Consider the following 26,051-nt stretch of genomic DNA (forward strand, 5'->3'; position numbering starts at 1 on the left):
AATGCCGATGTTTAATGCATTGATCGTCGAAAAGGATGAAGAGGGCAAAACCAGCGCCTCGGTTCAGAGTATTGGCGAGGACCGCTTGCCGGACGGTGACGTAACCGTGGCCGTGGAGTATTCCACGGTGAATTACAAAGACGGGCTGTGCATCGGGCCTGGGGGCGGTTTGGTGCGCAACTACCCGCATGTGCCGGGGATTGATTTTGCGGGCACCGTAGAGACCTCTGATGATGAGCGCTACAAGCCGGGCGATAAGGTCGTGCTGACAGGGTGGCGCGTGGGTGAGGCCCATTGGGGCGGCTACGCGCAAAAGGCCCGCGTGAAGGCAGACTGGCTGGTGCCGCTGCCGGATGGCTTGGACACGCGCCAAGCGATGGCCGTGGGCACGGCGGGGCTGACGGCGATGCTGGCGGTCATGGCGCTGGAGGATCACGGTATCAAAGACGGCCCCGTGCTGGTGACGGGGGCTGCGGGCGGTGTTGGCTCTGTTGCGACGGCTATTCTGGCCAACTTGGGGCACAAGGTTGCCGCTGTCACCGGACGGCCAGAAACAGCGGACTATCTGACCAGCTTGGGCGCGACGCAGATCGTCGCGCGCGACGAAATTAACGAGACCACCAAGCGCCCCTTGGAAGGCGAGACGTGGGGCGGCTGCATCGACGCCGTGGGCGGCGACATGCTGGCGCGGCTGCTGGGGCAGATGAAATACGGCGCGTCCGTCTCGGCGGTCGGTTTGGCGGGCGGCGCGGGCCTGCCAGCGACGGTGATCCCGTTCATTTTGCGCGGCGTGAACCTGCTGGGCATCGACAGCGTGATGCAGCCCTACGAGAACCGCCTGCGCGCGTGGCAGCGGATCGCCAAGGATTTGCCGATGGACAAGCTAGAGGCCATGGTGCAGCGCGCGACGCTGTCGGACTTGCCGAAACTTGGCAAAGATATCCTGAAAGGTCAGGTCAAAGGCCGCGTTGTGGTTGACGTTAATAGCTGATCTCAATACAGAATATTAAATAATGAGACCGGTGCCGTGAACTCAGCGCCGGTTTCTTCACGTTTTAGCGTCAAAGGGGCATGAAGGCTGCTTTAACAGGACAAAATGTCGCAATTTGTTTGTCGCCCGCGAACAATCTGCATAGCCTATGGGCATAATAAAAATCATCAGGAAGAATAGCATGTCAATGAAACCTCCATTGACTGACCTGCCGATAAAAACCGCTGAGGGCGGTTTTTATCATGGGTTCAGTCTAGATGTGACTGTCATCAGTAAAATCATCATTAGCGCCTTGGTCGTTTGGGCCATCTTCTGGCCGATCCAGTCTGGCGTCGTGCTAAACGGGCTGAACGGCTTCATTTTGGGCAACTTCGCGGCTTGGTATATCTGGGTTGTGGCGTTGTTCGTTATCGTGTGCATCGGGCTGGCAATCTGGCCGACCGCGGGCCGCTTGAACCTTGGTCAAGACGGCGAAGGGCCGGAGTTCTCCAACTTCTCTTGGTTCTCCATGATGTTCGGCGCTGGTATCGGCGTCGGCATGCTGACGTGGGCCGTCGCAGAGCCGGTCACGCACTTTGGCAACAACCCCGAGGTGATCCAAGGCCTGACCACAGGGGCAGGCGCGGACAACGTGCGCATGGCGTACAAGTGGTCGTTCCTGCACTGGGGTTTGGGCGCATGGGCGTGCTACGCGGTGACGGGCCTGTCGCTGGCATTCTTTAGCTACCGGCGCGGCTTGCCGCTGACGATCCGTTCCTCCCTGACGCCGCTGTTCGGCAGTTCGCTTTCGGGCAAGCTGGGGCACCTGATCGACATCGTGGCCGTGGTCGCGACGATCTTGGGTGTGGCGCAAACGCTTGGCTTCGGTGTGGAGCAATTCGTGGCAGGCCTGACCCGTATCGGCATCGGTGGACTGATGGAAGCCGACGGCGGGGCGACCGTTTTGGGTGTGGTCGTGGCGTTGCTGATCATCATGGGCGCGTCGACCCTGTCGGCACTTTCGGGCGTTGGCAAAGGCATCAAGTGGTTGTCCAACATCAACATGACCTTGTCGATCATCCTGCTTGGCTTCTTCATCATCTTCGGGGCCACATGGTTTGGCGCACAGGCGATGGTGCTGGGCATCTGGGACTACCTGATCGCCTTGCCTGAACTGAGCTTCAACGTGTTCAAATCCGACGGCGTCGAGGGCTCCGAGAGCTTCTTGCTAGCGCAGTGGCAGGGCTGGTGGCCCGTGTTCTACTGGGCGTGGTGGATTGCCTTTGCACCGTTCGTTGGTCTGTTCCTTGCGCGTATCTCGCGCGGGCGGACGATCCGCGAATTCGTGCTGGGCGCAATGATTGTGCCGTCGCTCATGTGCTTCGTTTGGTTCGCATGGGCCGGCGGCACAGCGATTGATCTGGAACTGAACGGCGAGGCCAACGGGCTGATCTTTGACGCGGCCAATGGCGACAAGATTTTCGCCATGACCGAGTTCATGCTGGCCCCAATCGCTGATGCGCTGGCCTGGGCTATGGCGATGCTGATCGTGGTGCTGCTGATGACGTTCCTTGTGACCTCCGCTGACTCTGCGGTGCTGATCGTGAACACGATCAACGCGGCGGGCGACGAAGGCCCGAAAGCCCGCCCACATATCATCTTCTGGGGCGGTGCCCTTGGGTTGGTTGTGGCCGGCTTGCTTGTCTCAGGCGGGACATCGGCCATTCAGACGGCCATGGTGATCGGTGCGTTGCCGTTCTCGGTGGTGATGGTGTTGATGTGCGTCGCGCTGGTGAAGGCCATCTACAATGATGGCAAGCGCGAGGCGGCGGGCGTACCTGCGACCATCGACGAAATTGAGGCCGCACAGCCTTAACGCGGCGCTTCGCCATTGAAACCCATGGAAGCTCCGGCCACAGTGCCGGAGCTTTTGTTATTTGGAAGAGGGTTTTATGGCCAAGCTTGATCTGGATTTTGTGCGCGCGCAGTTCCCTGCGTTCGAGGTGCCGTCGCTGCAAGGCCAAGCCTTCTTCGAGAACGCGGGCGGGTCTTACACCTGCCGTCAGGTGATTGACCGTCTTCACCGCTTTTATACTGAGCGAAAGGTGCAGCCCTATGCGCCCTACACGGCGTCCAGCCTAGGCGGGGCAGAGATGGACGAGGCCCGCACAAGGTTGTCCGCAATCATGGGGATCGACGCGGACGAGCTGTCGTTCGGCCCGTCGTCGTCGCAGAACACCTATGTCTTAGCGCAGGCCTTTGCCCAGTGGATGAAGCCGGGCGACGCATTCATCGTGACCAACCAAGACCACGAGGCTAACACCGGCCCGTGGCGGCGGTTGGCGGAGCGCGGCTTCGAGATGCGCGAATGGAAGATCAACCCCGACACCGGCCATCTGGACCCCGCCGATCTGGCGAACCTGCTGGATGACAAGGTGCGGCTGGTGGCGTTCCCGCATTGCTCCAACGTCGTGGGCGAAATCAACGACGTCGCGGCCATCTGCGAACTGGTGCATGAGGCGGGCGCTGTGGCCTGCGTGGACGGCGTGTCCTACGCGCCGCACGGCATTCCCAACGTGGCGGATCTGGGCGCGGACATCTATCTGTTCTCCGCCTACAAGACCTACGGGCCCCATCAAGGGATCATGGCAATCCGGCGCGATCTGGGCATGACGCTGCCCAACCAAGGCCACCACTTCAACGCCGACTGCCTTTACAAACGGTTCACCCCTGCGGGGCCTGACCATGCCCAAGTCGCGGCAAGCGCTGGCATGGCGGATTACATCGACGCGCTTTACGCGCACCACATCGGCGGGGAGGCGGCGACCGTTGCCAAGGGCGCTGCCGTTCACGACCTGATGCGCGCGCATGAGGTGGAGCTGTTGCAACCTTTGCTGGACTACGCGTCGGCCAAGAACTCCGTGCGGTTGATCGGGCCGTCCGATGCGGCGCTGCGTGCACCGACTGTTGCTTTGGCGCTGCAATCGGGTGCGGAAGCGGCCGCTGCGGACCTCGCCGCGCACGGGATCATGGCGGGGGGCGGCGACTTTTATGCAGGTCGCGCCCTGCGCGCGATGGGTGTTGCGGCCGACAAAGGCGTCCTGCGGGTGTCTTTTGTGCATTATACGTCGAAGGACGAGGTTGACCGGCTCATATCCGCCCTAGATCAGGTGGTATGAGCAATACACCTATACTGTTTTGGATGCGCCGCGACCTGCGGCTGTCAGACCATGAGGGCCTAAGCGCCGCCGCCGAAACCGGACGTCCGGTGATCCCTGTGTTTATCATGGATGAAGTCGTGGAAACCCACGGGGCCGCGCCCAAATGGCGGCTGGGTCTTGGGGTGGAGCATTTCGCGGGTGTGCTGCAAGATATCGGCTCGCGACTGATTTTGCGGCGGGGGCCTGCGCTCGATGTGTTGCGCGACTTGGTGTCCGAGACAGGGGCAGGGGCCGTGTGGTGGTCGCGCGCCTATGATCCGGCGGCGGTGGCGCGGGACAAGAAGGTCAAAGGCGCGCTCTCGGACGACGGCATCGACGCGCAAAGCTTCAAGGGGCACGTCCTGTTCGAGCCGTGGACGGTGGAGACCAAAACCGGCGGCTACTACAAAGTCTACACGCCCATGTGGAAAAACGTGCGCAGCCGCGAACTTGCGAAAGACTTGCCCGCAGTGAAGGCGCTTGAGGCGCCGGACAAATGGCCATCCACCGACAAAATGGCGGATTGGAATATGGGGGCCGACATGCAGCGCGGCGCGGATATCGTAGCCAAGCACATCGTTGTGGGGGAGCAGGCGGCGCAGGCGCGTTTGGCAGATTTCGTTGATGAGAATATCGCAGATTACACCGCCGCCCGCGACAACATGGCGACGCGCGGCACCTCTATGCTGTCGGAAAACCTGACTTACGGCGAAATATCCCCGCGCCAGTGCCGGCACGCGGGGTGGCGGGCGCTCCACGACGGCAAGTCAGGGGCGGAAGTGTTTTTGAAAGAGCTGGTCTGGCGCGAGTTTGCCTACCATCTTGCCTATCACACACCGCGCATCGTCGACAAAAACTGGCGCGAGGAATGGGATGACTTCCCGTGGAAAGACGACGAACGCGCCGCCGAGATCAAGGCGTGGAAGCAGGGGCGCACGGGCGTCCAACTGGTCGATGCCGCCATGCGCGAGATGTATGTGACGGGCTATATGCACAACCGTGGCCGGATGATTGTGGCCTCCTACCTGACGAAACACCTGATGACGCACTGGAAGGTCGGGCAGGCGTGGTTCGACGACTGCCTGATCGACTGGGACCCTGCATCAAACGCCATGGGCTGGCAATGGTCGGCAGGCAGCGGGCCGGATGCGACGCCGTTCTTTCGGGTGTTCAACCCCGAGACACAGGCCGAAAAATTCGACCCTAACCGCACGTACCGCGCCCGCTATCTGGCGGAGCTGTTCAGCGACCACGGCCAAGAGGCACGCGACTACTTTGACGCGATCCCCGCGTCATGGAACATGTCGCCAAAGGACGATTACCCGAAGCCCGTGGTGGGACTGTCGGAGGGGCGTCAGCGGGCGCTGGACGCTTACAAGGCACGCGGGGACTAGACGGGATTGCAGCATTAATTCGATCTGCCTCTTGCGCGGTTGCGCTTTGGCGTGAAGACTGCGACAAAATCGCAGGCCATAGAGATAATCGAGTAATTCCAATGCCCACCGCCGCCAAACTTGCCGCCGCATTCATCTTTGCCCTGACGGGATACATTGTCGCTGACCTTATTCGCGCCAATATGCCGGACGGCAAAGCGTCCAGCTGGTTAATGATCATCTGCGTGGGGTTGCCGCTGATTATCGGCTGGCGCGTGATGGGCCGCTTGGTTGGCAAGAACTACGGCGTCAGCTTGAACTCCGGCTTCTACGGTATTGTTGTTTCAACAGTTTCTGTGACTTTCGTTTTTTCCGTGGCGCAGATGATCAAGAAGTCACGCCGCTTGCAATACGACGGCCCGATGGAAGCCTTGGTCGACGTGTTCGCGCTGATGTTAAAGAACGGTGTGCATCTGCTTGACCCGTACATTCTGCTCACCCTTGTGTTGGGCGGGTTTATCGGTGGCGCTGCCGCCGAATGGGCACATCGGAAGTTTGAGTAACCTTAATGAACGCCCATCCTGATGTGACCAGCGCCGTGCAAGATATCGTCATCTTCGGCACGTTGACCGACCCCGAATTGCTTGAAATCGTGCTGGGCGCTGTGGCAGATGCGCAACCCGTCAGCTTGGCGGATCACGCGGTTTATACCGCTGCGGGGGAAAGTTTTCCGTTGTTGCTGCCTGCGCAGGGCCAGCAGGCTTCGGGGCTGTTGCTGCGAAACCTGACAGAGACGCAAGTGGCGCGACTGGACTACTACGAGGCGCCATATGGCTACACGTTGGTGCCCGTGGTTCTGGCAGATGGGCGCGCGGCGCGACTTTATACGCCGACGGACAACCAATACGGCAAAGGTCCGCTTTGGGATTTGGCGCAGTGGCAAGACGCAGTCGGGGAAATGACCCGCGAGGCCGCCCATGAGATCATGGGGCTGTTCGGCGAAATCACCATTGAGGCGCTGATCCCGCGCCTTGGGCCGATCCGCGCACGGGCGCAGTCGCGGGTGAACGCGCGGCATGATGCGACACCTGTGGCACTGCGCCGTGGGGGTGGACGTGACAGCGTCACCCTGCGTGAGCATCGCCGCCCGTATTCGCGGTTCTTCGCGATGGACGAGCTGAGCTTGCAATACCCACGCTTTGACGGCGGCGAAAATACCGTGGAGCGCGAGGTGTTCGTCTCAGTCGATGCGGTTGTGGTGCTGCCCTATGATCCGGTGCGCGACACGGTGCTGATTATCGAGCAGTTCCGCCCCGCGCCGTATTTGCGTGGTGACCCGACCCCGTGGGGGCTGGAGGCCATTGCTGGCCGGATTGACGGCGGCGAAAGCCCCGAAGTTGCCGCGCGCCGTGAGGCCAAGGAAGAAACGGGGCTGGATATCACGGAGTTTGTGAAAGCTGCGGATTTCTACCCGTCGCCCGGCGCGGTGAGCGAGTATTTATACTGCTATATCGGGCTGGCGGACCTGCCGGACAGTGCCGCAGGCATGGGCGGTCTGGATAGCGAGGCGGAGGACATCCGCTCCATGGTGATCCCGTTTGACACGCTGATGGCGGCGGTGGCCAGTGGCGAGGTGCAAAACGCACCGCTGTTGATTAGCGCCTTCTGTCTGCAACGTGAACGTGCGCAGCTACGCGCAAAGGCAACACCCGCTTGAGTTCGGCTGTTGCGATGCCTATCAAAGGTTAAGCGCTGAACAGGAGTTGTCGCAGATGACCATTAACAAAAACCTCGCGGATATGGTGGGCAACACGCCCTTGATCAGGTTGAACGCGGCGAGCGACGCGACGGGTTGCGAAATTCTGGGCAAGGCGGAGTTCATGAACCCCGGCCAGTCGGTGAAAGACCGCCCCGCGCTTTATATTATTCGCGACGCGGTCGCCTCTGGCGCGTTGAAGCCGGGCGGCACGATTGTCGAGGGCACGGCGGGCAACACTGGCATCGGTCTGGCGCTGGTTGGCGAGTCTATGGGCTTCAAGACAGTCATCGTGATCCCAGAGACGCAAAGCCAAGAAAAGAAAGACATGTTGCGCCTTGCTGGCGCAGAGCTGGTGGAAGTGCCCGCCGCCCCGTACCGCAACCCCAACAACTTCGTGCGCTATTCGGAGCGCTTGGCCAACAAGCTGAACGAGACAGAGCCGAACGGCGCTATCTGGGCGAACCAGTTCGACAATGTCGCCAACCGTCAGGCGCATATCGAGACAACTGGCCCTGAAATCTGGGATCAGACCGGCGGCAAGGTCGACGGCTTCGTCTGCGCCGTGGGCTCCGGCGGGACCTTGGCGGGCATCGCCATGGCGCTGCAACCCAAGGGCGTGAAGATCGGGCTGGCCGACCCGATGGGCGCGGCCTTGTACGATTGGTATACCAAGGGGGAGTTGACCTCGGAGGGCGGCTCCATCGCCGAAGGAATCGGGCAGGTGCGCATCACCAAAAACCTTGAAGGGTTCACCCCCGATTTTACCTACCAGATCCCTGACGAGGAAGCGCTGCCAGTGGTGTTTGACACCCTCCAAAACGAAGGGCTGTGCCTTGGGGCGTCGTCGGGCGTGAACATCGCGGGCGCGGTGCGCATGGCAAAGGACATGGGGCCGGGGCATACCATCGTGACGATCCTATGCGACTACGGCACGCGCTATCAGGCGAAGCTATGGAACCCAGAGTTCCTGAAAGAGAAGGGGCTGCCATACCCTGAGTGGTTGGCCAAAGCCCCGCAAGACATGCCGAGCATGTTCGAGTAAATGGCCATGGCTGGGATTGTGCGCGTGCTTTTTGTCGCGCTGACGTTGTGTTTTGCGGTCGTCGCCGTGCCAAACGTGGTGCTGGCGCAAGCGGTAGAGACCAAGACCGGTTTGCCCGATTATGAAGCGTGGGAGCGTGATGCCACCCGTGCGACTGACGTCTTGGAGGAAGACCGCGCGTCTACCGAGGGGCTGCAAACCCTGCGCGCGCAACTGGTATCGTGGCGGGATCTGTTCTCGCAGCGCCAAGATACGAACAAAGGCAAGATTGCCACCCTAAAGAGCCAGATCGAGGCGCTTGGCCCACTGCCCGCCGAGGGGGAGAGCGAGGCCGAGGAAATCGCCAACCGTCGCGCCGCGTTGAACAAGGAACTGGACGATAACACGGCCCCGAACCGCCGCGCGGAGGAAGCACACGCCCGCGCTGACGGGCTTATCTCACGGCTCGACAGCACTGTACGTGACCGGCAAACCAATCAGATTTTGGAACTGAACCCGACCCCGATCAATCCGGCACTCTGGCCGGAGGCTGTGGTGTCCATCGCCAGCGTTTGGACGGCGTTCATGGCGGAGGTGCGGGAAAACTACGCCTCGCCACAACGCTCCGACGCTTTGAAAGGCAATTTACCGCTGATCGTGGTGTTGCTGCTCACGGGGCTGGCTTTGGTTACCCGTGGCGGCGCTTGGGTCGAGCGCGGCGCATCCAAGCTGCGCGGCAGTCGCCACGCCAGCCGCGCCCGTGTGCGCGTGGGTGTCTTTATCATATCGCTGCTCTCGCTGGTGCTGCCCGTGGTCGGGCTGTTCTTGCTGATCCAAGCCGCCGATCAAAGCCAGCTGAGCGGTGAGATCGGAACCGTGATCTTGGGCATTCTGTCCGTTGTGACGATTACCATCTACGTCGCGCGGTGGCTGGCGTTGCAAGTCGCGCCACCTGCGTACCCACCGCATTCGGTGTTGGTGCTGACGGACGGGCAGGGGCTGCAAATGCGCCTGCTCATCAACGTGGCGGGTTTGCTAATTGCGGCGGACGCGACCTTGTCGGCGCTGCTAGAGGCGGAGTTGATTTCCGAAACCGCATCATCCGTGTTGGGCCTGCCTGTCATTGTGGTGGCTGGGCTGTTCTTGTTCCGCATCGCCCAGCTTATGGTCGCCTCTGCCAAGGCGGCACAGGTTCTGGCGGTTGAGGGCAACGCGGACGACAGCAACGGCCATCCCGCTGCCGATGCCTCCACAGGCGTTATCATGCGCTATCTGGGCCGTGCGGCGCGCATCGTGGCCATCGTCGGGCCAGCGCTGGCGGCGATCGGCTACACCTATGCGGGCAACATGCTGGTCTATTCGACCTACCTGACGCTGGCGCTGCTGGCAGGGGTCGCCATCCTGCAACGTTTGGTGCGTGACATCTATTCGATGATCCGCGGCGAGGACGCCGGTGCCAAGGGGTTGATCCCAGTGTTGGTGGGCTTTGCCATCGCGCTGTGCTCTTTGCCACTGTTGGCGTTGATCTGGGGCGCACGGGTCACCGACCTTAGCGAAGCGTGGGATGTGATTTCGGCGGGTGTGCCGCTGGGTGATAGCCGCATTTCGCCGGTCGACTTCCTGAAATTTGCCGTGATCTTTGTGCTGGGCTACGGGCTGACGCGCCTGTTGCAAGGCATGCTCAAAACGCAAGTCCTGCCGCGCACTCAGCTTGATACCGGCGGGCGCAACGCGATGGTCGCGGGCGCTGGCTACATCGGTATTTTCCTTGCGGCGTTGATTGCGATTACCAGCGCGGGGATTGATCTGTCGTCGCTGGCCATCGTTGCCGGTGCGCTGTCGGTTGGTATCGGTTTTGGCTTGCAGACGATTGTGTCCAACTTCGTGTCCGGCATCATCCTGCTGATCGAGCGCCCCATTTCTGAAGGGGACTGGATTGAGGTCGGCGGCACAATGGGTGTTGTGCGCGATATCTCGGTGCGGGCGACGCGGGTGGAGACCTTTGACCGCCGCGACGTGATTGTGCCGAACGCGGACCTGATTTCCACCTCCGTGACCAACTGGACCAAGGGCAACCTTGCAGGGCGTATCATCGTGCCGGTCGGGGTGGCTTACGGCTCCGACACCAAGCAGGTTGAAGCCATCTTGCAAAAGATTGCAGAGGCGGAACCACTGGTGATCCTGAACCCGCCGCCTGCGGTGCTGTTCCGTGGCTTTGGCGCGGATTCGATGGATTTTGAGATTCGCGCGGTTCTGCGGGATGTGAACTACGGCATGACCGTCACCTCCAACATGAATCACGAGATCGCTCGCCGCTTTGCGGAGGAGGGGCTGGAGATACCCTTCGCGCAACGCGACGTTTGGCTGCGCAACCCCGAAGCCTTGCGCCCGCCAGAGCCGGAAAAGAAGGCGCCACGCAAATCTACCAAGAAGGCCCCTGACGCATGAGCTTGTTGTACATTGAGGACGCATACCTGAAAGACGCGAGCGCCACAGTCGTGGCCGTGACGGAGCAGGGCGTGATCTTGGACCGCACGCTGTTCTACCCCACAGGCGGCGGCCAGCCGGGCGATACGGGCACGCTAAGTTGGAACGGCGCTAGCTGCACCATCACCGATACCCGCAAAGACAAGACCGACGCGGAGCGGGTCGTGCTAGTACTGGAGGAAGGCGGCGCATGGCCCGAGGTTGGCACCGAGGTGACGCAAACGCTGGACTGGGAGCGACGCCACGCCCATATGCGCGTGCACACCGCGTTGCACTTGCTGTCCGTGGTGATCCCCTTGGGGGTAACCGGCGGGCAAATCGGCGCGGAGAAGGGGCGGTTGGACTTCGACATGCCAGAGGCCCCCGCAGATAAAGCCGCGTTGGAGGTGGAGCTAAACGCCCTCATCACCCGCGATCTGAGCGTCACCGAAACATGGATTACTGACGCGGAGCTGGATGCGAACCCCGGCCTTGTGAAAACCATGTCCGTGCAGCCCCCGAAGGGCGCAGGAAAAGTGCGACTGGTGCGGATCGGCACCGAGGCGGAGCAGATAGACCTGCAACCCTGCGGCGGCACCCATGTGGCACGCACCGCAGAAATCGGCCGCGTGCGTATCGGAAAAATCGAAAACAAAGGCCGCAACAACCGCCGCGTGAACCTGCATCTGGAGGGCTAATTTGGCGCAGTGAGGGGGCGTCGCTAAACTCTTGTCAAAAAGAGCGATTTGCCTCTTGCGCTGCCCCCCTGCTTTTGGCTACACCCTGCGCCACGGACAGGTGGCCGAGTGGTCGAAGGCGCACGCCTGGAAAGTGTGTAGGCGGGAGACCGTCTCCAGGGTTCGAATCCCTGTCTGTCCGCCACTACCCCATTTTGTTGAGTTTGTATTGGTCGCCTTGGGCGGCCTTTTTTGTGCGGTGGCCGATAGTCGTGGTGCGGCCTAGCGGTACGCCGCGATCCAGCTTAGGCCGTCTTCCATCTTGCCGCGTGGTTTGTATTCCGCGCCGAAGGGGGCGCTCCAGCCGAGGCGGGCCAGCTCGGGGAGGAGCCATGGGTAGTTGACCTCCCCTTGGTCCGGCTCCCCTCGGCCCGGGACGGCGGCGAACTGGACGTGTCCTATTTGGTCTTGGCAGCCTTTGAACAGCGTCACCAGATCGCCTTGCATGATCTGCAAGTGATAGCAGTCGAACATGATTTTCAGGTTGGGCAGGTCCACGTCGGCCAGCGCCTCTTGGGCCTGCGCGATAGTGGCAATGTGGTAGCCCTTGGCGTCATGATGGTTAAGCGGCTCAATCAGGATCGTGCGTTGCGTCAGGGCGGCCTGCGTGCAGGCGTAGCGCAGGTTTTGCGCGAAGCTGGCTTTGGCGTCCGCGCTTTGGTCGGTGAAGCCCGCCATGACGTGCACATTCATCGCACCAATATCACGGGCATATGCCAATGCCTCGTCGATGTAGCCCTGCGCCTCCGCCTCGCGGCCCGCAATCGCGGCACAGCCGTTGTCGCCGCCAGCCACATCCCCGCGCCGTGTATTCAGGCCAAGGCAGGGCAGGCCGGTTTCGTCCAAGGCGGCTTTGACCTCCGCGGCGGGGGTGTCGTAGGGCCAGTGCAGTTCCACGGCGGCGAAGCCCGCGGCCTTGGCCTTGCGGATAGCGTCAGGCAGCGGGAGGTCGTTCCACAAAAAGCCAAGGTTTGCCGAGAATTCTACCATCAGTCCCACTCCACATCGAATTTGGTTACAAGGTTTTGCACCTGCTCTGGGCTGAGCGCGTTGGCGTCGTAACCGCGCATCATCATCGCCAGACGGGCGGTGTCTTCGAGTTCTTCAATGGCGTTGCAGGCGGCTTCGATGTCTTTGCCCGCGACCACGGGGCCGTGGTTCGCTAGCATCACCGCGCTGCGCTTGCCCGCAAGCCCGCGCACGGCGTCGCCCATCGCAGGATCGCCTGGCATGAAGAACGGCAGCAGCTTGACCTTGCCCAGCTTCATAATCGCATAAGGCGTCAGCGGCGGCAGGAAATTATCCGCATCAACGCCCGGCATCATCGACCATGCAACGGAGTGGCACGCATGCAGATGCACCACGGCCCCAGCGGTGGAGCGGGTGTCGTAGAACGCGCTGTGCAAGGGCATCTCTTTGGTTGGCTGGTCACCGCTGATCAATTGGCCCGCTGCGTCAAAGCGCGACAGGCGGGCAGGGTCTAGGCGCCCGAAAGACGTCCCCGTTGGCGAGACGAGCAAGCCGCCGTCAGAGGTGCGTGCGGAGATGTTGCCAGTGGAGCCGCCCGTGAGGCCGCGATCAAACATGGATTTTGCAAGCACACAAATCTGCTCGCGCAATTGGGTCTCTGTCATGGGGCCTCCGCGCTGTGTAGAGCGTTCATCGCCGTAAATGGCTGTGCAATCAAGTTTTTAGCGCAGCCAGTCGTGGGCGAACTCCAGATCGGTGACGCCTGCAAGGCGCGTGCTGCGCTCGATGGCGCGGGTCAGGGCCTTGATGCGGCCAGCCCCCATACGTACGCCGCGCTCCGGCCAGAAGGCCCGCACGGCCATGGCGTCGCGGGCACGGTCGGCCTTCATGTCGATGCGCCCGATCAAGCGGTCGCCCTCTAGGATTGGGAAGACGTAGTAGCCGTACTGGCGCTTGGCCTCCGGCACGAAGACCTCGATGCGGTAGTGAAAGCCGAACAACCGTTCGGTGCGCTTACGGTCCCGCAACGCCGGATCGAACGGTGACAGGATGCGAATGCGTTTTGTGGGCGCGGTGAGTGGCATCTCCAATGTCTCGGGGCGGGCAAAGGCGCGGCGTGGCTTGCCTAGCGCGGTTTCCAACTCCACCTCGATCAGGTGCTTGGCGGCAAGCTCCGCAACGCACCACGCTTTGGCCTCTGCGGGGGTGACCAGATCCCAGAAGGCGGCGATCTCCCCAGAGGTGGCGAACGCCAGCTTATCGAGGGCTGTGGCGCAGCTGTGGGCGATTGTTTCTTCCGGCGTGAAGGTGGCGGCCAGATGCTGCTCTGGGATCACGCGTTCTGTCAGGTCATAGAACTTGCGAAAGCCTTGGCGGTGCGTCACCGAGAGCTTGCCAGCCCGCCACAGATACTCCAACGCCGTCTTCGACGGGTGCCAGTCCCACCACCCGCCAGAGCCTTTCTTCTCCTCGGTGCCCACATCGGACGAGCAGCACGCGCCGTGGTCGGAGATTTGTTTGAGCACCGTGTCGAATTTCTGCTCGAACCCGTCGCGGTGCCAATTTTTGTAGCGTGCTTTGATGGTTACCGCGTCGCGGGCGAACTTCAGCTTCCAGTGGGCGAAATTGGCCATATCAATGACGGAGGCGTCATGTGTCCAATGCTCGAACCCCCGTCGCTGCGCCAGCACCGCGTCAAGCGCTTTGGGCCGGTAATTGGTGCGCCGCGCGTGAAGGATCATATGGTGCGCACGGGCGACGGTGTTGATGCTGTCGAGCTGCACAAACGTCAGGTCTTGCAGTAGGTCGTGCAGGTCGTCCCCTTTGCCTGCACCGGTCGGTGCCTCGCACAGGCGGTGGCGCATCAGGTGGTGCGTGCGTACGGTGGGCAGCGGGATCAAGGGCAGGGTCATAGGCGGCTCCGGCGGTGTTTTGTCACTATGACCAGCTAGGGCCTATCGCACCACCCGTATCATGCGTATCTTCCGGCAAAACAAATCGGGGCAGTGATTTATTCATGACCAACAGACGTGCAGTGATTGCGGGCGGCGGGATCGGTGGGTTGGCCAGCGCATTGGCCTTGGCGCAGAGCGGCTGGGAGGTCGAGGTGCTGGAGCAGGCGCCGGAGTTGCGCGAGGTTGGCGCGGGCATCCAAGTCAGCCCGAACGGGATGAAGATGCTGGAACGCCTTGGCGTGTTGCCCCATCTGGAACACAGCTTGTTCGAGCCGGAGGCAATAGAGCTGCGCATGGGGCGGACCGGACGCAGGGTGTTTCGCCTGCCGATGAAGGGCTACGCGCAGGACCGCTGGGGGCATCGGTTTATCCAGATCCACCGTGCGGACCTGCATGATGCATTGGCGCAAGCGCTGCGCGCGCAGCCCAGGGCGCAACTGCGCACCAACGCGAAGATCACCGGCTATGTGCGCGAACGCGGGGGCGCCTCGGTCTATCTGGAGCGCGGGGAGCGGGTCTTTGGCGACGTGGTCATCGGCGCGGACGGGGTGCGTTCGGTTATCCGCAATCAGATGTGCGGCACGGACCGTGCGCGGTTCACGGGTCAGGTGGCGTGGCGCACGGTGGTCCCGGTCGATGCTTTGGGTGACAACGCCCCGCCGCCCTACGGCGTGATCTGGGCGGGACGCGGCAAGCACGCGGTGACCACGCGGGTGAAGGGCGGAAGCCACGTCAACTTTGTGGGCATTGTGGAGCAGGACAGCTGGACAGAAGAGGGCTGGTCGATCCCCGGAAGCATAGAGGAGGCGCTGGCCGATTTCGGCGATTGGCAACCCTGTCTGCGCGCGGTGCTGGAAGCCTCGCAGGGGCTGTTTCGTTGGGCGCTCTACGGGCGACCACCGCTCGCGACATGGTGTGATGGTCCCGTGACCCTGCTGGGCGACGCGGCGCACCCTATGTTGCCGTCAATGGCACAAGGGGCGGTGATGGCGTTGGAAGACGCGGTTGTTCTGGCGCAGATGTTGGAGCGGCACGCGGACAAGGTGGCAGCGCTGCAAGCTTATGAGGCGGCACGCAAACCGCGTACCACACGGGTGCAACAACGCTCCGCCATGAATGCGCGGATGTTTCACCGCCCGAACGCGGCGGCGCAACTGGCGACCTACGGGCCGATGGCGTTGGCGGGGCACTTGTCTGCTTCGGTGATACACCGCCAGCAGGACTGGATTTACGGGTTTGACGCTGGTTCCTAAGTGCGGGGGCCTAAGTTTTTTAGGGCGAGCCCGCGACCCTCTGCGCAGGGGAGAGCCGCACGAGAGGGTCTGCGTTTTGGCACAAAGAATGGGGAGGTGCTGGGTACACCGTTGTGCCTTAACGTGGGCTTGCGTTGCCCGGCGGCCTGCAAAGGGAAAATCCTCGTCGAAAGCAGCGCGACCGGGCGGCAAGTAGAGTTTCGTCATAAAACAAGCGGTTCACTCTCCGCTTGAAATGACCCTGCGTCATTCCCCCAAAGGTGATCAAGAGGGGAGTTAACGTGGCGTTAAGGTGTTTCGATGGTATTGTTTAAAATCAGTGACTTACAAGGCGTGAATAAGGCGTGAAACGGGTTTCACGGGTGTGAAGCGGCACGATGTCCTGACACGCCGCTTCGCATCACGCTTCAGTTCATGGTTGCAAGGTAGTTGGCGCAGCCTGTGAGGGCGGCGTAGTCGTCCTCAATCACCCCGACCTCAAAGTTGCCCATAAAGCCCGCAAAGCGGCCCTTGTCGCGGAAGGCGTCAGAGAAGCCGAGCGGGCCGAAGTGGCGCGAGAACGCGCGCGCGACGCCGCCGGAGAAGAACACCCCGCCGAACGGTAGATGGATTAGCGACAGGTTGCCCGCAACGGTGCCAAGCATCCGCACGAAAAGGGCTGCCGCTTGCTCCGCACGCGGATCGGTCCCGTTCTCGAAACCCGCCATGATGTCTGCGGCAAAGGCCTCGCGCGGATCACCTGCCTCTATGCCCAGCCACGCGTAGACACGCTCCAACCCGCGGCCGGACATCATGTCCTCCACTGCGGGGAAGCCGTGGGCCGTTTCGAAGTACTGCGCCAAGCGTAGTTCATCCTGAGAGCGCAAGGGCAGATTTGCATGACCGCTTTCGGATGGGGGCACGTGGCGGCCCCAGCGGGTTTCATAAACCGGCGCGATGTTGAAGCCGGTACCCACACCGATCACCAGCTTCGTGGCCATCGGGTCGTGGTCTTTGTCCTGCGCCGCAACCAGTTGCGTTACCGCACCCTCGGGCAACGCCCCCAAGGCGTGGCCTTGGGCTTGCAGGTCATTCAGCAGGTAGGCCGTTTCCGAATGCGCGGCCTGCGCCAATGTGGCCTCGTCGAGTTCCCAATCGAGGTTGGTCATAGAGCCGCGCCCATCTTTCACCGGACCCGCCAGCGCAACGCACGCCGCTTTGCAGGTGACGTCCTGTGAGGCGATATAGGCCTTCAATACCGATTCCAGCCCCGCGTGGTCCACATTGGCGTAGCGGGTCACGGTGTCTTTAAGCAGGCGGGTGCCCTCGGCCAAAGCGACGCGGGTGTTGGTGCCCCCGATGTCGGCTACAAGGGAATAGGTGTCAGCTGGGCGGGTCATAACGGTTAGGCTTTCAAGGCAAGTGCAAGGGCGTGGTAAGAGGCTTTGGGCGTGCGTTCAAGCGTCTCGAAGTCGACATGGATCAATCCGAAGCGCTTTTCATAGCCCAAAGCCCACTCATAATTGTCGAGTAGGGACCAGAATGTGTACCCCGCGAGCGGTACGCCGTCGGCGATGGCTTGGCGGGCTGCGGCAAGGTGTTGGTTCAAATAATCTATGCGTGCGGCGTCCGGCACGTCTGGCTGGTCAGGGTTCGCCATGCCGTTCTCCGTTACATAGAGCGGCAGGCCCTTGGTGTAGTTTGCGTCCACCCAGCCTAGGAAATGATGCAGGCCCTCGGGGTAGATTTCCCATCCCATCTGGGTTTTTGGCAGTGGCCCCGCGACCTCTTCATGGGCGGGCCACGCGCCGTCTGTCGCGGCAACGCGCTTGCAGGTGTAGTAGTTCAGCCCCAGCCAATCGAGCTTTTGGCCGATTAGCGCGAAGTCATCCTGCCAGCCTTTGGGCATATGTGGCTCCAAGCCCGCCATGACATTGTCGGGGTAGGCACCTTTGAACAACCCGCCAAGGAAGAAACGGTTATAATAGCCGTCGTAGAGCGCTGCGGCCTCTTTGTCGGCGGCGCTGTCGGTGGCGGGATGGGCGTATTCAAAATTACAAACTGCACCAACGTTCGCAACATCGAGGTCGCGCAACACCTCCACCGCGCGGCCGTGGGCGCAGAGCACATGATGCATGGCGTGGGCCGTGGCGCGAATATCGCGTAACCCCGGGGCGTGGTGACCCAGAAAGTGGCTGAGCCAGCCGACGCACCAAGGCTCGTTTATCGGCGCGACAGAGAACATGCGGTCACCAATGCGGTCCATAATGACGCGGGTATACTCGCCGAACCATTTGGGCAGGTCCGGATTGCGCCAGCCCCCCAGATCGGCAAGGGCGGAGGGCAGTTCCCAGTGGTAGAGCGTGGCCATGGGCTTCAGGTTGCGCTCCAGCATCGCGTCGACCAGCCGGTCGTAGAAGTCCAAACCCTCTTGGTTAGCTGCGCCACGCCCCTCGGGCATCACCCGCGCCCACGACGTGGAGAAGCGGTAGGCGTCGAGGCCCATCGCTGCCATCAAATCCAGATCCTCGGTGTAGCGGTGGTAGTGGTCGCAGGCGATGGCACCATGCTCCGCGTGCACCACGTTGCCGGGGGTTGCTGCGAAGTCGTCCCAATGGGTGCGGCCTGCGCCGCCAAAACTGTGCCCCTCGATCTGGTAGGCCGATGTCGCGGCTGCGAATAGAAAATCCTTGGGGAAATCGGCACGGGTAAACTGCATCATGTCAGACCTTTAGCGGGTTGGGGCAGGGCCGGTGGAGCCGCCGACAACAAGTTCGGCTTCCCACAACTCGTGAACGGGGCCGGTGGTGCGCCCCGCGATCTGATCCATCAGCATCTCGCCGCAGCGCCGCCCCGCGTTGCGCACAGAGGAGCGGGTGGCGGTGAAAATCGGGGAGCCTTCACCGTTGGGAAGGTATGACAACGCGTCGTCAAAGCAGATGATCGACACATCCTTGCCAACCACCAGACCGCGCTCTTCAACCGCCCTGCGGACGCCCATCGCGGGGATCAGCGACGACGCAATGACAGCGGTGGGGGGATTGTCGGCATCCAACATTTGCGCGGTTTTGGCGTAGCCGAAGGGCTCGGTCATCTCGAATGCGTGTGTCAGGCTTGGGTCCAAAGCCACACCGCGCGCAGAGAGGGCATCTGCGTATCCGGCGCGGCGGCGCATAGCGAAATCCATCTGCTCAAACCCGTTGATCAAAGCGATGCGCGTATGCCCCAGATCCAGCAGAAAGTCGGTCGCGCGTAGAAACGCGGAGCGGTTGTTCACGTCGAGCCAGCTGTAGGGGGTCGGGCAATTGCTGGATCTGCCGTGCACAACGAAGGGCAGCCCCAGCTTTTGGAGGAGCGGGATACGCGCATCATTTACCAAGGGGCCATGCACGATCACACCGTCCACGGTTCCGGTGTTGGCCAACCGCTCGTAGGCGGCGGCTTCTTGGGAATCGTCGACCACGGATACCCGCATGTCATAGCCTTCACGGGCGTAAGCCTCGCCAGCGCCGGCGATAAAGTCCGAAAACACCAAGTTGACCATTTCATGCTGGTTTGACAGCGGGATCACGTGCCCGATTGACATAGTGCGGCCCGTCGCTAGGCTTTTGGCGCGGGTGTTTGGCTGATAGTTGTGGGCCAAGGCGGCCTCCGCGACCCTGATGCGGGTGGCTTCTTTGACCTCGGGGTAGCCGTTTAACGCGCGGCTGACCGTTGTTTGGGACAGGCCGAGCAGGTCCGACAGCTCTCGTAAATTCATCCGGTTTTCCCTCCCCAGATCTCCCAAAGCGCTTTGGGTGACTGCGGTAATTCTTACGGGCAGTTTCGAGGGGCGTCAAAGGGGATTTTAAACTAGATGGTGCAGTTATTCAGTATGCAGGTGCAGAAAAGATAAGGAAAACCGTACCTCAGCTTTGCGATTTGTTGACAGGCGGGTTTGTCTGCTGCACGTTCACATTCATCCAAAGCGCTTTGAAAAACGATTCTCGACGCGCAAAAGATACTTGGGCGCAGTACGCGCCAAAACTGGGAGGATATCATGAAGATTAGCTTGTACACCTCGGCCGCTATTGTCGCGCTGAGCACTGCGTCTGCCATTGCGGACGGTCATCTTGCGTTCGGCACCGACGGCGGTGACTTCACGTGGGACAGTTACAATGAATTTGCAGCCGCCACGGATTTGAGCGGCCAAACGGTGTCGATCACCGGCGCTTGGACGGGGAACGAAAAGGAAAAGGTGGAAAAAGTGTTCGCCTATTTCACAGCAGCCACCGGCGCTGAGGTGAACTACTCGGGTTCCGACAGCTTCGAGCAAGATATCGTGGTTTCCGCGCGCTCCGGCTCCGCGCCGAACTTGGCGGCTTTCCCTCAACCTGGTCTTGCGGCCGATATGGCCAGCCAAGGCCTGCTGACGCCATTGGCCGAGGGCAGCGACGCATGGGTGCGCGACAACTTCGCGGCGGGCCAGTCGTGGGTTGATCTGGGCACTTATGCGGACAAGGACGGGGCCGACCAGCTATACGGCTTGTTCTACCGCGTCGACGTGAAATCCTTGGTTTGGTACGTGCCGGAAGCCTTTGACGAAAGCGGCTACGACATTCCAGAGACGATGGAAGAGCTGAAGGCGCTGACCGATCAGATCGTGGAAGACGGCGGCACCCCTTGGTGCATCGGTCTGGGATCAGGGGCGGCGACGGGCTGGCCTGCAACCGACTGGGTTGAAGACATGATGCTGCGCACCAACACGCCTGAGGATTACGACGCGTGGGTGAAGAACGAGATGAAGTTCGACGATCCCAAGGTTATTGCTGCGATTGAAGCCTTCGGCGAGTTCGCCCGCAATGACGCCTATGTAGACGGCGGCGCGGCGGCCGTCGCCAGCACCGACTTTCGTGACAGCCCTGCGGGCCTGTTCACGATTCCGCAAAAATGCTACATGCACCGTCAGGCGTCCTTTATTCCTGCCTTCTTTCCAGAGGGCACCGAAATGGGCACAGACGTCGATTTCTTCTACTTTCCGGCGTTTGAAGAGAAAGACTTAGGCAAGCCGGTTCTTGGGGCAGGGGCGCTCTTTGCGATCACCAACCCGTCCGAAGCGGCGAACGCGATGATCGAGTTCATGAAACTCCCAATCGCGCATGAGTTGTGGATGACGCAAGGCGGCTTCCTTACGGCCCACGCGGGCGTCAATTTGGCGGCCTATGCGGACGACAGCCTGCGCGCGCAAGGCGAAATTCTGCAAAACGCCACGACGTTCCGCTTCGACGCGTCTGACCTGATGCCGGGTGAAATCGGCGCAGGGGCGTTCTGGACCGGCATGGTCGACTACGTCACCGGAACCGAAGCCGCAGACGTGGCCAAAGGTATTCAGGATCGCTGGGACGCAATTCAATAAAATCAAGGGTCTGCGGCATGTATGTCATGTCGCAGACCGTCCTTAACTGGCTTGGGGAGGGCTAGAGATGTCGCCGCTGCTACAGGGTGTCTTAACGATCATTATCGGTGTTGGCGGATGCGTGGGGTACTTCTTCGCGTCGAACCTGATCCTTGATAAAATCATCTTCCCGCCCCAGACCGTGAACCCCGGAAAGAACATCAACCGCGCCAACATGGTGCGCCCGTGGTTGTTCCTGCTGCCCGCACTTTCGGCGTTGTCGCTGTATTTGCTCTATCCGGTGGTTGGCTCTTTCTATCGCTCATTGTTCAACCGCAGCGGTGAGGAATTCATCGGCTTTGGCAATTACCGAACAATGTTTGCCGATGACGGATTTCAAACCGCGTTGCTCAACAACTTCCTGTGGGTCTTGTTTGTGCCGGCTGCGGCCACGTTCCTAGGCCTGCTGGTGGCGCAGCTGACAGACAGGCTGGCGTGGGGGAATATCGCCAAGTCGATTATCTTCATGCCTATGGCGATCTCGTTTGTGGGTGCATCGCTGATCTGGAAGTTTGTCTATGCCAACAACCCAGACATCGGGTTAATCAACGCGATCAGGGACAGTTTCGGCGCGGCACCGCTGGACCCGCTACAGTTGCCGTTCTGGAACAACTTTTTCCTGATGTTCATCCTTGTGTGGATCCAAACGGGCTTCGCCATGGTGATCCTCAGCGCCGCGTTGCGCGGCATTCCGGAGGAGACGGTCGAGGCCGCCATCATCGACGGCGCGAACCCGTTTCAGGTTTTTTTCCGCATCAAGGTGCCGCAGATCATGGGCACGATTGTGGTGGTGTGGACCACCATCACCATTCTGGTGCTGAAGGTGTTCGATATTGTCTACACGATGACAGGCGGCAACTTTGGCACGGAAATCCTGCCCAGCTACATGATGGCCTATATGTTCCGCGATGACGGGCGCGCTACGGCGGTGGCCTTTGTGATCATGATCATCGTCTTGCCGGTGATGATCTGGAACATACGCCAAGCCCGCGCGGAGATGAGATAATGGACAATATTGCTGGCACAAAACCCGCGCTGACGTGGGTGGTGCATATTTCGGTCGTGCTTTTGGTGGTGCTGTGGCTCATCCCGACGGTCGGGTTGCTGGTGTCGTCGTTCCGCGACCGTGACCAGATCAGCGCCACGGGTTGGTGGCTGTCGCCGTTTCCGGTGGAGCAGAACTATCAGGTGAAAGCGCCTGCGGGCGACGTGACGGTGGACGGGGACCGCAATGTTATCGAAGGGAACGTATTCGGGGACGGTGAGGGTACGGTGTCGCGCTTCGGCGGCAAGCGCGCCGCGCCCACCGAATTCAAGGCGGGGGATACCGCGCAACTTAGAAAGGACAGAACCCTTAGCGTGCAGCGGGATGGCAGCTACGTTTATACATCCCCTGCGGCGATCAAACGTGATCCGTCGATCTACTTTGCCGCTGAAAGCCCGCCGGACTTTTCGCTCGACAATTACCGCACCATCATGGCGTCCGATAACATGGACCGCGCGTTCATCAACACGTTGACGGTGACTATTCCGGCCACGATTATCCCGATCCTGATCGCGGCCTTCGCGGCCTACGCTTTGGCGTGGATGGATTTTCGCGGGCGGGGTTTTCTGATAGCACTGGTCGTGGGCCTACTGGTGGTGCCGTTGCAGCTGGCTTTGGTGCCGTTGCTGACACTGCATAACAAGGTGGGCATCGGGCAAAGCTTCCTTGGGATCTGGATGGCGCATACCGGTTTCGGGCTGCCTCTGGCGATATATCTGCTTAGAAACTACATGGTTGGCCTTCCGCGCGACATCATCGAAGGCGCCAAGGTCGACGGGGCCACGGATTTTCAGGTGTTCACAAAAATCGTGCTGCCGCTGAGCTTCCCTGCGCTGGCTAGTTTCGCAATCTTCCAATTTCTTTGGACATGGAACGATCTGCTGGTGGCAAAGGTGTTTCTGCCCTCCAATTCGGAGTCTTGGGTGATGACCGTGAAAATCGCCGATGACCTGCTGGGCTCCAAGGGCGGCGATTGGGGTATCCTTGCGGCGGCGGCCTTTATCTCCATCGCTGTTCCGCTGATCGTTTTCTTTACAATGCAACGCTATCTGGTGCGCGGCCTGCTGGCTGGCTCCGTCAAGTAACTTCGTCAAATAACACGAGACCGATATGACCAAAATCGACGTAAACCTGACTTCTGTTCCCGCCGTGGATGCCGATTGGTGGCGCGGTGCGGTGATCTACCAGATTTATCCGCGTAGCTTCCAAGACAGCAACGGTGACGGGGTCGGCGACCTTCCGGGCATCACCTCGCGCATTCCCTACATTGCGTCGCTTGGGGTGGATGCGATCTGGATTTCGCCGTTCTTCACCTCGCCGATGAAAGACTTTGGCTATGACGTCAGCGACTATTGCGACGTGGACCCGATGTTCGGCAAGCTTGGCGATTTTGATACGCTGGTTGAGGCGGCCCATAGCCACGGGCTGAAAGTGATGATCGACTTGGTGCTGTCGCATACCTCCGACCAGCACCCGTGGTTCAAGGAAAGCCGCGCCAGTCGCGACAATGATAAGGCGGATTGGTACGTCTGGGCCGACCCAAAGCCGGACGGCACACCGCCCAACAACTGGCTGTCGATCTTTGGCGGGCCTGCGTGGCATTGGGACGCGCGGCGCGAGCAGTACTATTTGCACAACTTCCTCGCGACCCAACCTGACCTGAACTTCCACAACCCTGACGTGCAAGACGCTTTGCTCGACGCCACACGGTTCTGGTTGGAGCGGGGGGTGGACGGCTTCCGGTTGGACACCATCAACTTCTACTTCGCCGACAAGCAACTGCGCGACAACCCCGCGTTGTCACCAGAGAAGCGCAACGCGTCCATCGCGCCCTCGGTCAATCCGTATAACCACCAAGAGCATCTCTACTCCAAAAACCAGCCGGAGAACCTTGCGTTTCTGAAGCGCTACCGTGCGCTGCTGGATGAATACCCCGCCGCCACCTGTGTGGGCGAGGTCGGTGATGCGCAGCGCGGTCTTGAGCTTTTGGGTGAATACACGGCGGGCGATGAGCGTGTGCACATGTGCTACGCATTCGAGTTTCTGTCGCCCGAGATCCTGACCGCCACCCGCGTGGTGGAGACGATGACCCGCCTAAAGGAGATGGCACCGGACGGTTGGGCGTGTTGGGCCTTCTCCAACCACGACGTGGTCCGGCACACGACGCGCTGGAACCTGTCGCCAGAGGCGCACCGCGGCTACACCACAATGATGGGCGCGTTGCGCGGCTCTTTGTGCCTCTATCAGGGGGAGGAGTTGGGCCTGCCGGAGGCAGACGTCGCATTTGAGGACTTGCAAGACCCTTACGGGATCGAGTTCTGGCCGGAGTTTAAAGGCCGTGACGGTTGCCGCACGCCGATGGTGTGGGGCGGGTCGAACCAGAACGGCGGCTTTAGCGAGGGCGCACCTTGGCTTCCCGTGAGTGGCGCGCATATCTCACGCTCCGTCGCTGTGCAGGAAACCGACCCCGACGCGCCGCTGCACCATTACCGCAAAGTTCTGGCGTTTCGCCGAGCCCATCCCGCCCTTGTGAAGGGCGCGCAGTCCGCGATGCGGGCTGAGGGTGATGTGCTAAGCTTCCAACGCATGCAGAATGGCGAGACGATGTTTTGCGCCTTCAACCTGTCGGATGCGCCCGTCACAGTGGACATGCCGTCGGGCAATTGGGATTTGACAGGCGGCGAACTTGGGGCGACCGCGACGCCGGTTGACGGCAAACTGCAACTAGAGCCGTGGCAGCCATGCTTCGCGCTGAAACGCTAACGCCGGAGGGATTTATACCATGGCAGACCTGAAACTTACGGGCGTCGGCAAAACATACGGCGGCTCTGTGGAGGTACTCAAGGACATCGACCTTGACATCACCACAGGTGAATTGATCGTTTTCGTAGGCCCGTCCGGTTGCGGCAAGTCCACGCTATTGCGCATGATCGCGGGGCTGGAGAAGATCACCGCAGGCGAGTTGCAAATCGACGGGGACGTGATGAACGACGTCCCGCCGGCGCAGCGCGGTATCGCCATGGTGTTCCAAAGCTACGCGCTGTACCCGCATATGACGGTCCGCGACAACATGGCCTTCGCGCTGAAACTGGCGAAGAAGTCGCCACAGGAAATTGAGGCCGCCGTGGGGCGCGCTGCCAAAGTGTTGCAGCTAGAGGAGTATCTTGACCGCCTGCCCAAAGCGCTGTCTGGCGGGCAGCGCCAGCGGGTAGCCATCGGGCGCAGTATCGTGCGGGATCCGAAGGTTTACCTGTTCGACGAGCCGCTTTCCAACCTCGACGCAAGCCTGCGCGTGGCAACGCGGATCGAGATCGCACAACTCAAGGAATCGATGCCGAATTCCACGATGATCTATGTTACGCATGATCAGGTGGAGGCGATGACGCTGGCCAGCCGTATCGTCGTTTTAGCGGACAAAGGCATCGCGCAGGTGGGCAGCCCGCTGGAGCTTTATGAAACGCCGGAGAACGAATTCGTGGCGCAATTCATCGGCTCCCCCGCGATGAACCTGATGGCGGGGGAGGTCGTTGGCACTGGTGAGGTCACAACTGTCGCGCTGCCCGAAGGGGCGGGCACGATCACGGCCAATATCCCGACCAACGCGGACGACATGGGCCTCAAGGTCAATGTGGGTATCCGGCCGGAGGACATGACCGTCACCGACGGCGACATCTACGCCTATGCCGGCACGGTGAATATTGTGGAAGCCTTGGGCGAGGTGACGCAGCTTTACTTTGCGAAATCAGCGCCGGAGCATGAGCCGGTGATTGCCAAGCTACAGGGCATCCATACCGATGTGCGCGGACGGGTGATGAAAATGACAGCCGACCCGTCAAAGGTGCATTTGTTCGCGGACGGGCGTTCGTTGTTGTACCGATAGATAGTCGCGG

21 protein-coding genes and 1 tRNA gene are annotated in these 26,051 nt (G+C 61.0%); 16 read left to right on the plus strand and 6 right to left on the minus strand.

Translation table 11 applies throughout. The annotated features are described in order from the left end of the window. The first annotated feature begins 7 nt into the window (after nucleotides 1–7). The 10 genes from acuI to BLW66_RS03695 all read left to right on the plus strand — a co-directional run bounded on the left by acuI (nucleotide 8) and on the right by BLW66_RS03695 (nucleotide 11,671). Nucleotides 8–991 (plus strand): acryloyl-CoA reductase, encoded by a 984-nt coding sequence (gene acuI / locus BLW66_RS03650; protein ID WP_089945114.1) that lies wholly within the window; start codon nucleotides 8–10, stop codon nucleotides 989–991. A 181-nt stretch (nucleotides 992–1,172) separates the two neighbouring features. After that, the gene (locus BLW66_RS03655) at nucleotides 1,173–2,846 is read left to right on the plus strand and encodes a BCCT family transporter (protein WP_089945115.1); all 1,674 of its coding nucleotides are present in this window, start codon (nucleotides 1,173–1,175) and stop codon (nucleotides 2,844–2,846) included. Nucleotides 2,847–2,922: 76 nt separating this feature from the next. Next, the gene (locus BLW66_RS03660) at nucleotides 2,923–4,149 is read left to right on the plus strand and encodes an aminotransferase class V-fold PLP-dependent enzyme (protein WP_089945117.1); all 1,227 of its coding nucleotides are present in this window, start codon (nucleotides 2,923–2,925) and stop codon (nucleotides 4,147–4,149) included. Beyond that, nucleotides 4,146–5,564, plus strand: coding sequence for a cryptochrome/photolyase family protein (locus BLW66_RS03665; protein WP_089945119.1), 1,419 nt, complete (start codon nucleotides 4,146–4,148; stop codon nucleotides 5,562–5,564). Before BLW66_RS03660 ends, BLW66_RS03665 begins: the two co-directional genes overlap by 4 nt. 101 nt (nucleotides 5,565–5,665) lie before the next feature. Further along, nucleotides 5,666–6,106: a TrgA family protein gene (locus BLW66_RS03670; protein ID WP_089945121.1), complete on the plus strand. Its 441-nt coding sequence runs from the start codon at nucleotides 5,666–5,668 to the stop codon at nucleotides 6,104–6,106. Between the two features lie 5 nt (nucleotides 6,107–6,111). Next, nucleotides 6,112–7,260, plus strand: a complete 1,149-nt coding sequence (locus BLW66_RS03675; RefSeq protein ID WP_089945123.1) for an NUDIX domain-containing protein — start codon at nucleotides 6,112–6,114, stop codon at nucleotides 7,258–7,260. A gap of 55 nt (nucleotides 7,261–7,315) precedes the next feature. Then, complete coding sequence (locus BLW66_RS03680) at nucleotides 7,316–8,344, plus strand: cysteine synthase A (RefSeq protein ID WP_089945125.1); 1,029 nt, start codon at nucleotides 7,316–7,318, stop codon at nucleotides 8,342–8,344. Between the two features lie 6 nt (nucleotides 8,345–8,350). Then, nucleotides 8,351–10,771, plus strand: a complete 2,421-nt coding sequence (locus BLW66_RS03685; RefSeq protein ID WP_170833383.1) for a DUF3772 domain-containing protein — start codon at nucleotides 8,351–8,353, stop codon at nucleotides 10,769–10,771. Next, nucleotides 10,768–11,487, plus strand: coding sequence for an alanyl-tRNA editing protein (locus BLW66_RS03690; protein WP_089945129.1), 720 nt, complete (start codon nucleotides 10,768–10,770; stop codon nucleotides 11,485–11,487). Before BLW66_RS03685 ends, BLW66_RS03690 begins: the two co-directional genes overlap by 4 nt. Before the next feature lie 94 nt (nucleotides 11,488–11,581). Next, nucleotides 11,582–11,671: transfer RNA gene (locus tag BLW66_RS03695), tRNA-Ser, on the plus strand. Nucleotides 11,672–11,748: 77 nt separating this feature from the next. On the opposite strand, the gene BLW66_RS03700 is transcribed toward BLW66_RS03695, so the two are convergent. The 3 genes from BLW66_RS03700 to BLW66_RS03710 are packed head-to-tail and all read right to left on the minus strand — an operon-like array spanning nucleotide 11,749 to nucleotide 14,408. Beyond that, nucleotides 11,749–12,516 carry a hydroxypyruvate isomerase family protein gene (locus BLW66_RS03700; RefSeq protein ID WP_089945131.1) on the minus strand — a complete coding sequence of 256 codons (768 nt, stop codon included), beginning with the start codon at nucleotides 12,514–12,516 and terminating at the stop codon, nucleotides 11,749–11,751. Continuing rightward, nucleotides 12,516–13,160, minus strand: coding sequence for a 3-oxo-tetronate 4-phosphate decarboxylase (otnC, locus tag BLW66_RS03705; protein ID WP_089945133.1), 645 nt, complete (start codon nucleotides 13,158–13,160; stop codon nucleotides 12,516–12,518). Before otnC ends, BLW66_RS03700 begins: the two co-directional genes overlap by 1 nt. A 57-nt stretch (nucleotides 13,161–13,217) precedes the next feature. Then, nucleotides 13,218–14,408, minus strand: coding sequence for a winged helix-turn-helix domain-containing protein (locus BLW66_RS03710; RefSeq protein WP_089945134.1), 1,191 nt, complete (start codon nucleotides 14,406–14,408; stop codon nucleotides 13,218–13,220). A 104-nt stretch (nucleotides 14,409–14,512) separates the two neighbouring features. On the opposite strand from BLW66_RS03710, the gene BLW66_RS03715 reads away from it, so the two are divergent. Then, nucleotides 14,513–15,703, plus strand: a complete 1,191-nt coding sequence (locus BLW66_RS03715; RefSeq protein ID WP_089945136.1) for an FAD-dependent monooxygenase — start codon at nucleotides 14,513–14,515, stop codon at nucleotides 15,701–15,703. A gap of 407 nt (nucleotides 15,704–16,110) precedes the next feature. Here the strand turns inward: BLW66_RS03715 and BLW66_RS03720 are convergent, their stop codons facing one another. The 3 genes from BLW66_RS03720 to BLW66_RS03730 are packed head-to-tail and all read right to left on the minus strand — an operon-like array spanning nucleotide 16,111 to nucleotide 19,442. Continuing rightward, complete coding sequence (locus BLW66_RS03720) at nucleotides 16,111–17,082, minus strand: glucokinase (RefSeq protein WP_089945137.1); 972 nt, start codon at nucleotides 17,080–17,082, stop codon at nucleotides 16,111–16,113. A 5-nt stretch (nucleotides 17,083–17,087) separates the two neighbouring features. Next, on the minus strand, nucleotides 17,088–18,401 hold the full coding sequence (locus BLW66_RS03725; protein ID WP_170833384.1) for a GH1 family beta-glucosidase: 1,314 nt from the start codon (nucleotides 18,399–18,401) through the stop codon (nucleotides 17,088–17,090). Between the two features lie 12 nt (nucleotides 18,402–18,413). Then, the gene (locus BLW66_RS03730; RefSeq protein ID WP_089945141.1) at nucleotides 18,414–19,442 is read right to left on the minus strand and encodes a substrate-binding domain-containing protein; all 1,029 of its coding nucleotides are present in this window, start codon (nucleotides 19,440–19,442) and stop codon (nucleotides 18,414–18,416) included. 279 nt (nucleotides 19,443–19,721) lie between these two features. Between BLW66_RS03730 and BLW66_RS03735 the strand changes: the two genes are divergently transcribed. The 5 genes from BLW66_RS03735 to BLW66_RS03755 all read left to right on the plus strand — a co-directional run bounded on the left by BLW66_RS03735 (nucleotide 19,722) and on the right by BLW66_RS03755 (nucleotide 26,041). Continuing rightward, a complete protein-coding gene (locus BLW66_RS03735; protein WP_089945142.1) occupies nucleotides 19,722–21,077 on the plus strand; it encodes an ABC transporter substrate-binding protein in 1,356 nt (451 codons plus the stop codon). A 67-nt stretch (nucleotides 21,078–21,144) separates the two neighbouring features. Beyond that, nucleotides 21,145–22,122, plus strand: coding sequence for a carbohydrate ABC transporter permease (locus tag BLW66_RS03740; RefSeq protein WP_089945144.1), 978 nt, complete (start codon nucleotides 21,145–21,147; stop codon nucleotides 22,120–22,122). Further along, complete coding sequence (locus tag BLW66_RS03745; protein ID WP_089945145.1) at nucleotides 22,122–23,246, plus strand: carbohydrate ABC transporter permease; 1,125 nt, start codon at nucleotides 22,122–22,124, stop codon at nucleotides 23,244–23,246. Before BLW66_RS03740 ends, BLW66_RS03745 begins: the two co-directional genes overlap by 1 nt. Nucleotides 23,247–23,271: 25 nt before the next feature. Then, a complete protein-coding gene (bglA, locus tag BLW66_RS03750) occupies nucleotides 23,272–24,924 on the plus strand; it encodes a beta-galactosidase BglA (protein ID WP_089945147.1) in 1,653 nt (550 codons plus the stop codon). A 19-nt stretch (nucleotides 24,925–24,943) separates the two neighbouring features. Further along, nucleotides 24,944–26,041, plus strand: a complete 1,098-nt coding sequence (locus tag BLW66_RS03755; RefSeq protein WP_089945148.1) for an ABC transporter ATP-binding protein — start codon at nucleotides 24,944–24,946, stop codon at nucleotides 26,039–26,041. Nucleotides 26,042–26,051: the final 10 nt, after the last annotated feature.

Origin of the sequence: Litoreibacter albidus (genome assembly GCF_900107015.1) — a bacterium.
In the GTDB taxonomy this organism is placed as follows: Bacteria; Pseudomonadota; Alphaproteobacteria; order Rhodobacterales; family Rhodobacteraceae; genus Litoreibacter; species Litoreibacter albidus.

Coding starts and splice junctions, on each gene's coding strand:
- BLW66_RS03685 (WP_170833383.1), top strand. CDS start 8,351: ATGGCTGGGATTGTGCGCGTGCTTTTTGTCGCGCTGACGTTGTGTTTT.
- BLW66_RS03730 (WP_089945141.1), bottom strand. CDS start 19,442: ATGAATTTACGAGAGCTGTCGGACCTGCTCGGCCTGTCCCAAACAACG.
- BLW66_RS03700 (WP_089945131.1), bottom strand. CDS start 12,516: ATGGTAGAATTCTCGGCAAACCTTGGCTTTTTGTGGAACGACCTCCCG.
- BLW66_RS03720 (WP_089945137.1), bottom strand. CDS start 17,082: ATGACCCGCCCAGCTGACACCTATTCCCTTGTAGCCGACATCGGGGGC.
- BLW66_RS03665 (WP_089945119.1), top strand. CDS start 4,146: ATGAGCAATACACCTATACTGTTTTGGATGCGCCGCGACCTGCGGCTG.
- BLW66_RS03725 (WP_170833384.1), bottom strand. CDS start 18,401: ATGCAGTTTACCCGTGCCGATTTCCCCAAGGATTTTCTATTCGCAGCC.
- BLW66_RS03670 (WP_089945121.1), top strand. CDS start 5,666: ATGCCCACCGCCGCCAAACTTGCCGCCGCATTCATCTTTGCCCTGACG.
- BLW66_RS03690 (WP_089945129.1), top strand. CDS start 10,768: ATGAGCTTGTTGTACATTGAGGACGCATACCTGAAAGACGCGAGCGCC.
- BLW66_RS03740 (WP_089945144.1), top strand. CDS start 21,145: ATGTCGCCGCTGCTACAGGGTGTCTTAACGATCATTATCGGTGTTGGC.
- BLW66_RS03680 (WP_089945125.1), top strand. CDS start 7,316: ATGACCATTAACAAAAACCTCGCGGATATGGTGGGCAACACGCCCTTG.
- BLW66_RS03755 (WP_089945148.1), top strand. CDS start 24,944: ATGGCAGACCTGAAACTTACGGGCGTCGGCAAAACATACGGCGGCTCT.
- acuI (WP_089945114.1), top strand. CDS start 8: ATGTTTAATGCATTGATCGTCGAAAAGGATGAAGAGGGCAAAACCAGC.
- bglA (WP_089945147.1), top strand. CDS start 23,272: ATGACCAAAATCGACGTAAACCTGACTTCTGTTCCCGCCGTGGATGCC.
- BLW66_RS03715 (WP_089945136.1), top strand. CDS start 14,513: ATGACCAACAGACGTGCAGTGATTGCGGGCGGCGGGATCGGTGGGTTG.
- BLW66_RS03745 (WP_089945145.1), top strand. CDS start 22,122: ATGGACAATATTGCTGGCACAAAACCCGCGCTGACGTGGGTGGTGCAT.
- BLW66_RS03735 (WP_089945142.1), top strand. CDS start 19,722: ATGAAGATTAGCTTGTACACCTCGGCCGCTATTGTCGCGCTGAGCACT.
- BLW66_RS03660 (WP_089945117.1), top strand. CDS start 2,923: ATGGCCAAGCTTGATCTGGATTTTGTGCGCGCGCAGTTCCCTGCGTTC.
- BLW66_RS03710 (WP_089945134.1), bottom strand. CDS start 14,408: ATGACCCTGCCCTTGATCCCGCTGCCCACCGTACGCACGCACCACCTG.
- otnC (WP_089945133.1), bottom strand. CDS start 13,160: ATGACAGAGACCCAATTGCGCGAGCAGATTTGTGTGCTTGCAAAATCC.
- BLW66_RS03655 (WP_089945115.1), top strand. CDS start 1,173: ATGTCAATGAAACCTCCATTGACTGACCTGCCGATAAAAACCGCTGAG.
- BLW66_RS03675 (WP_089945123.1), top strand. CDS start 6,112: ATGAACGCCCATCCTGATGTGACCAGCGCCGTGCAAGATATCGTCATC.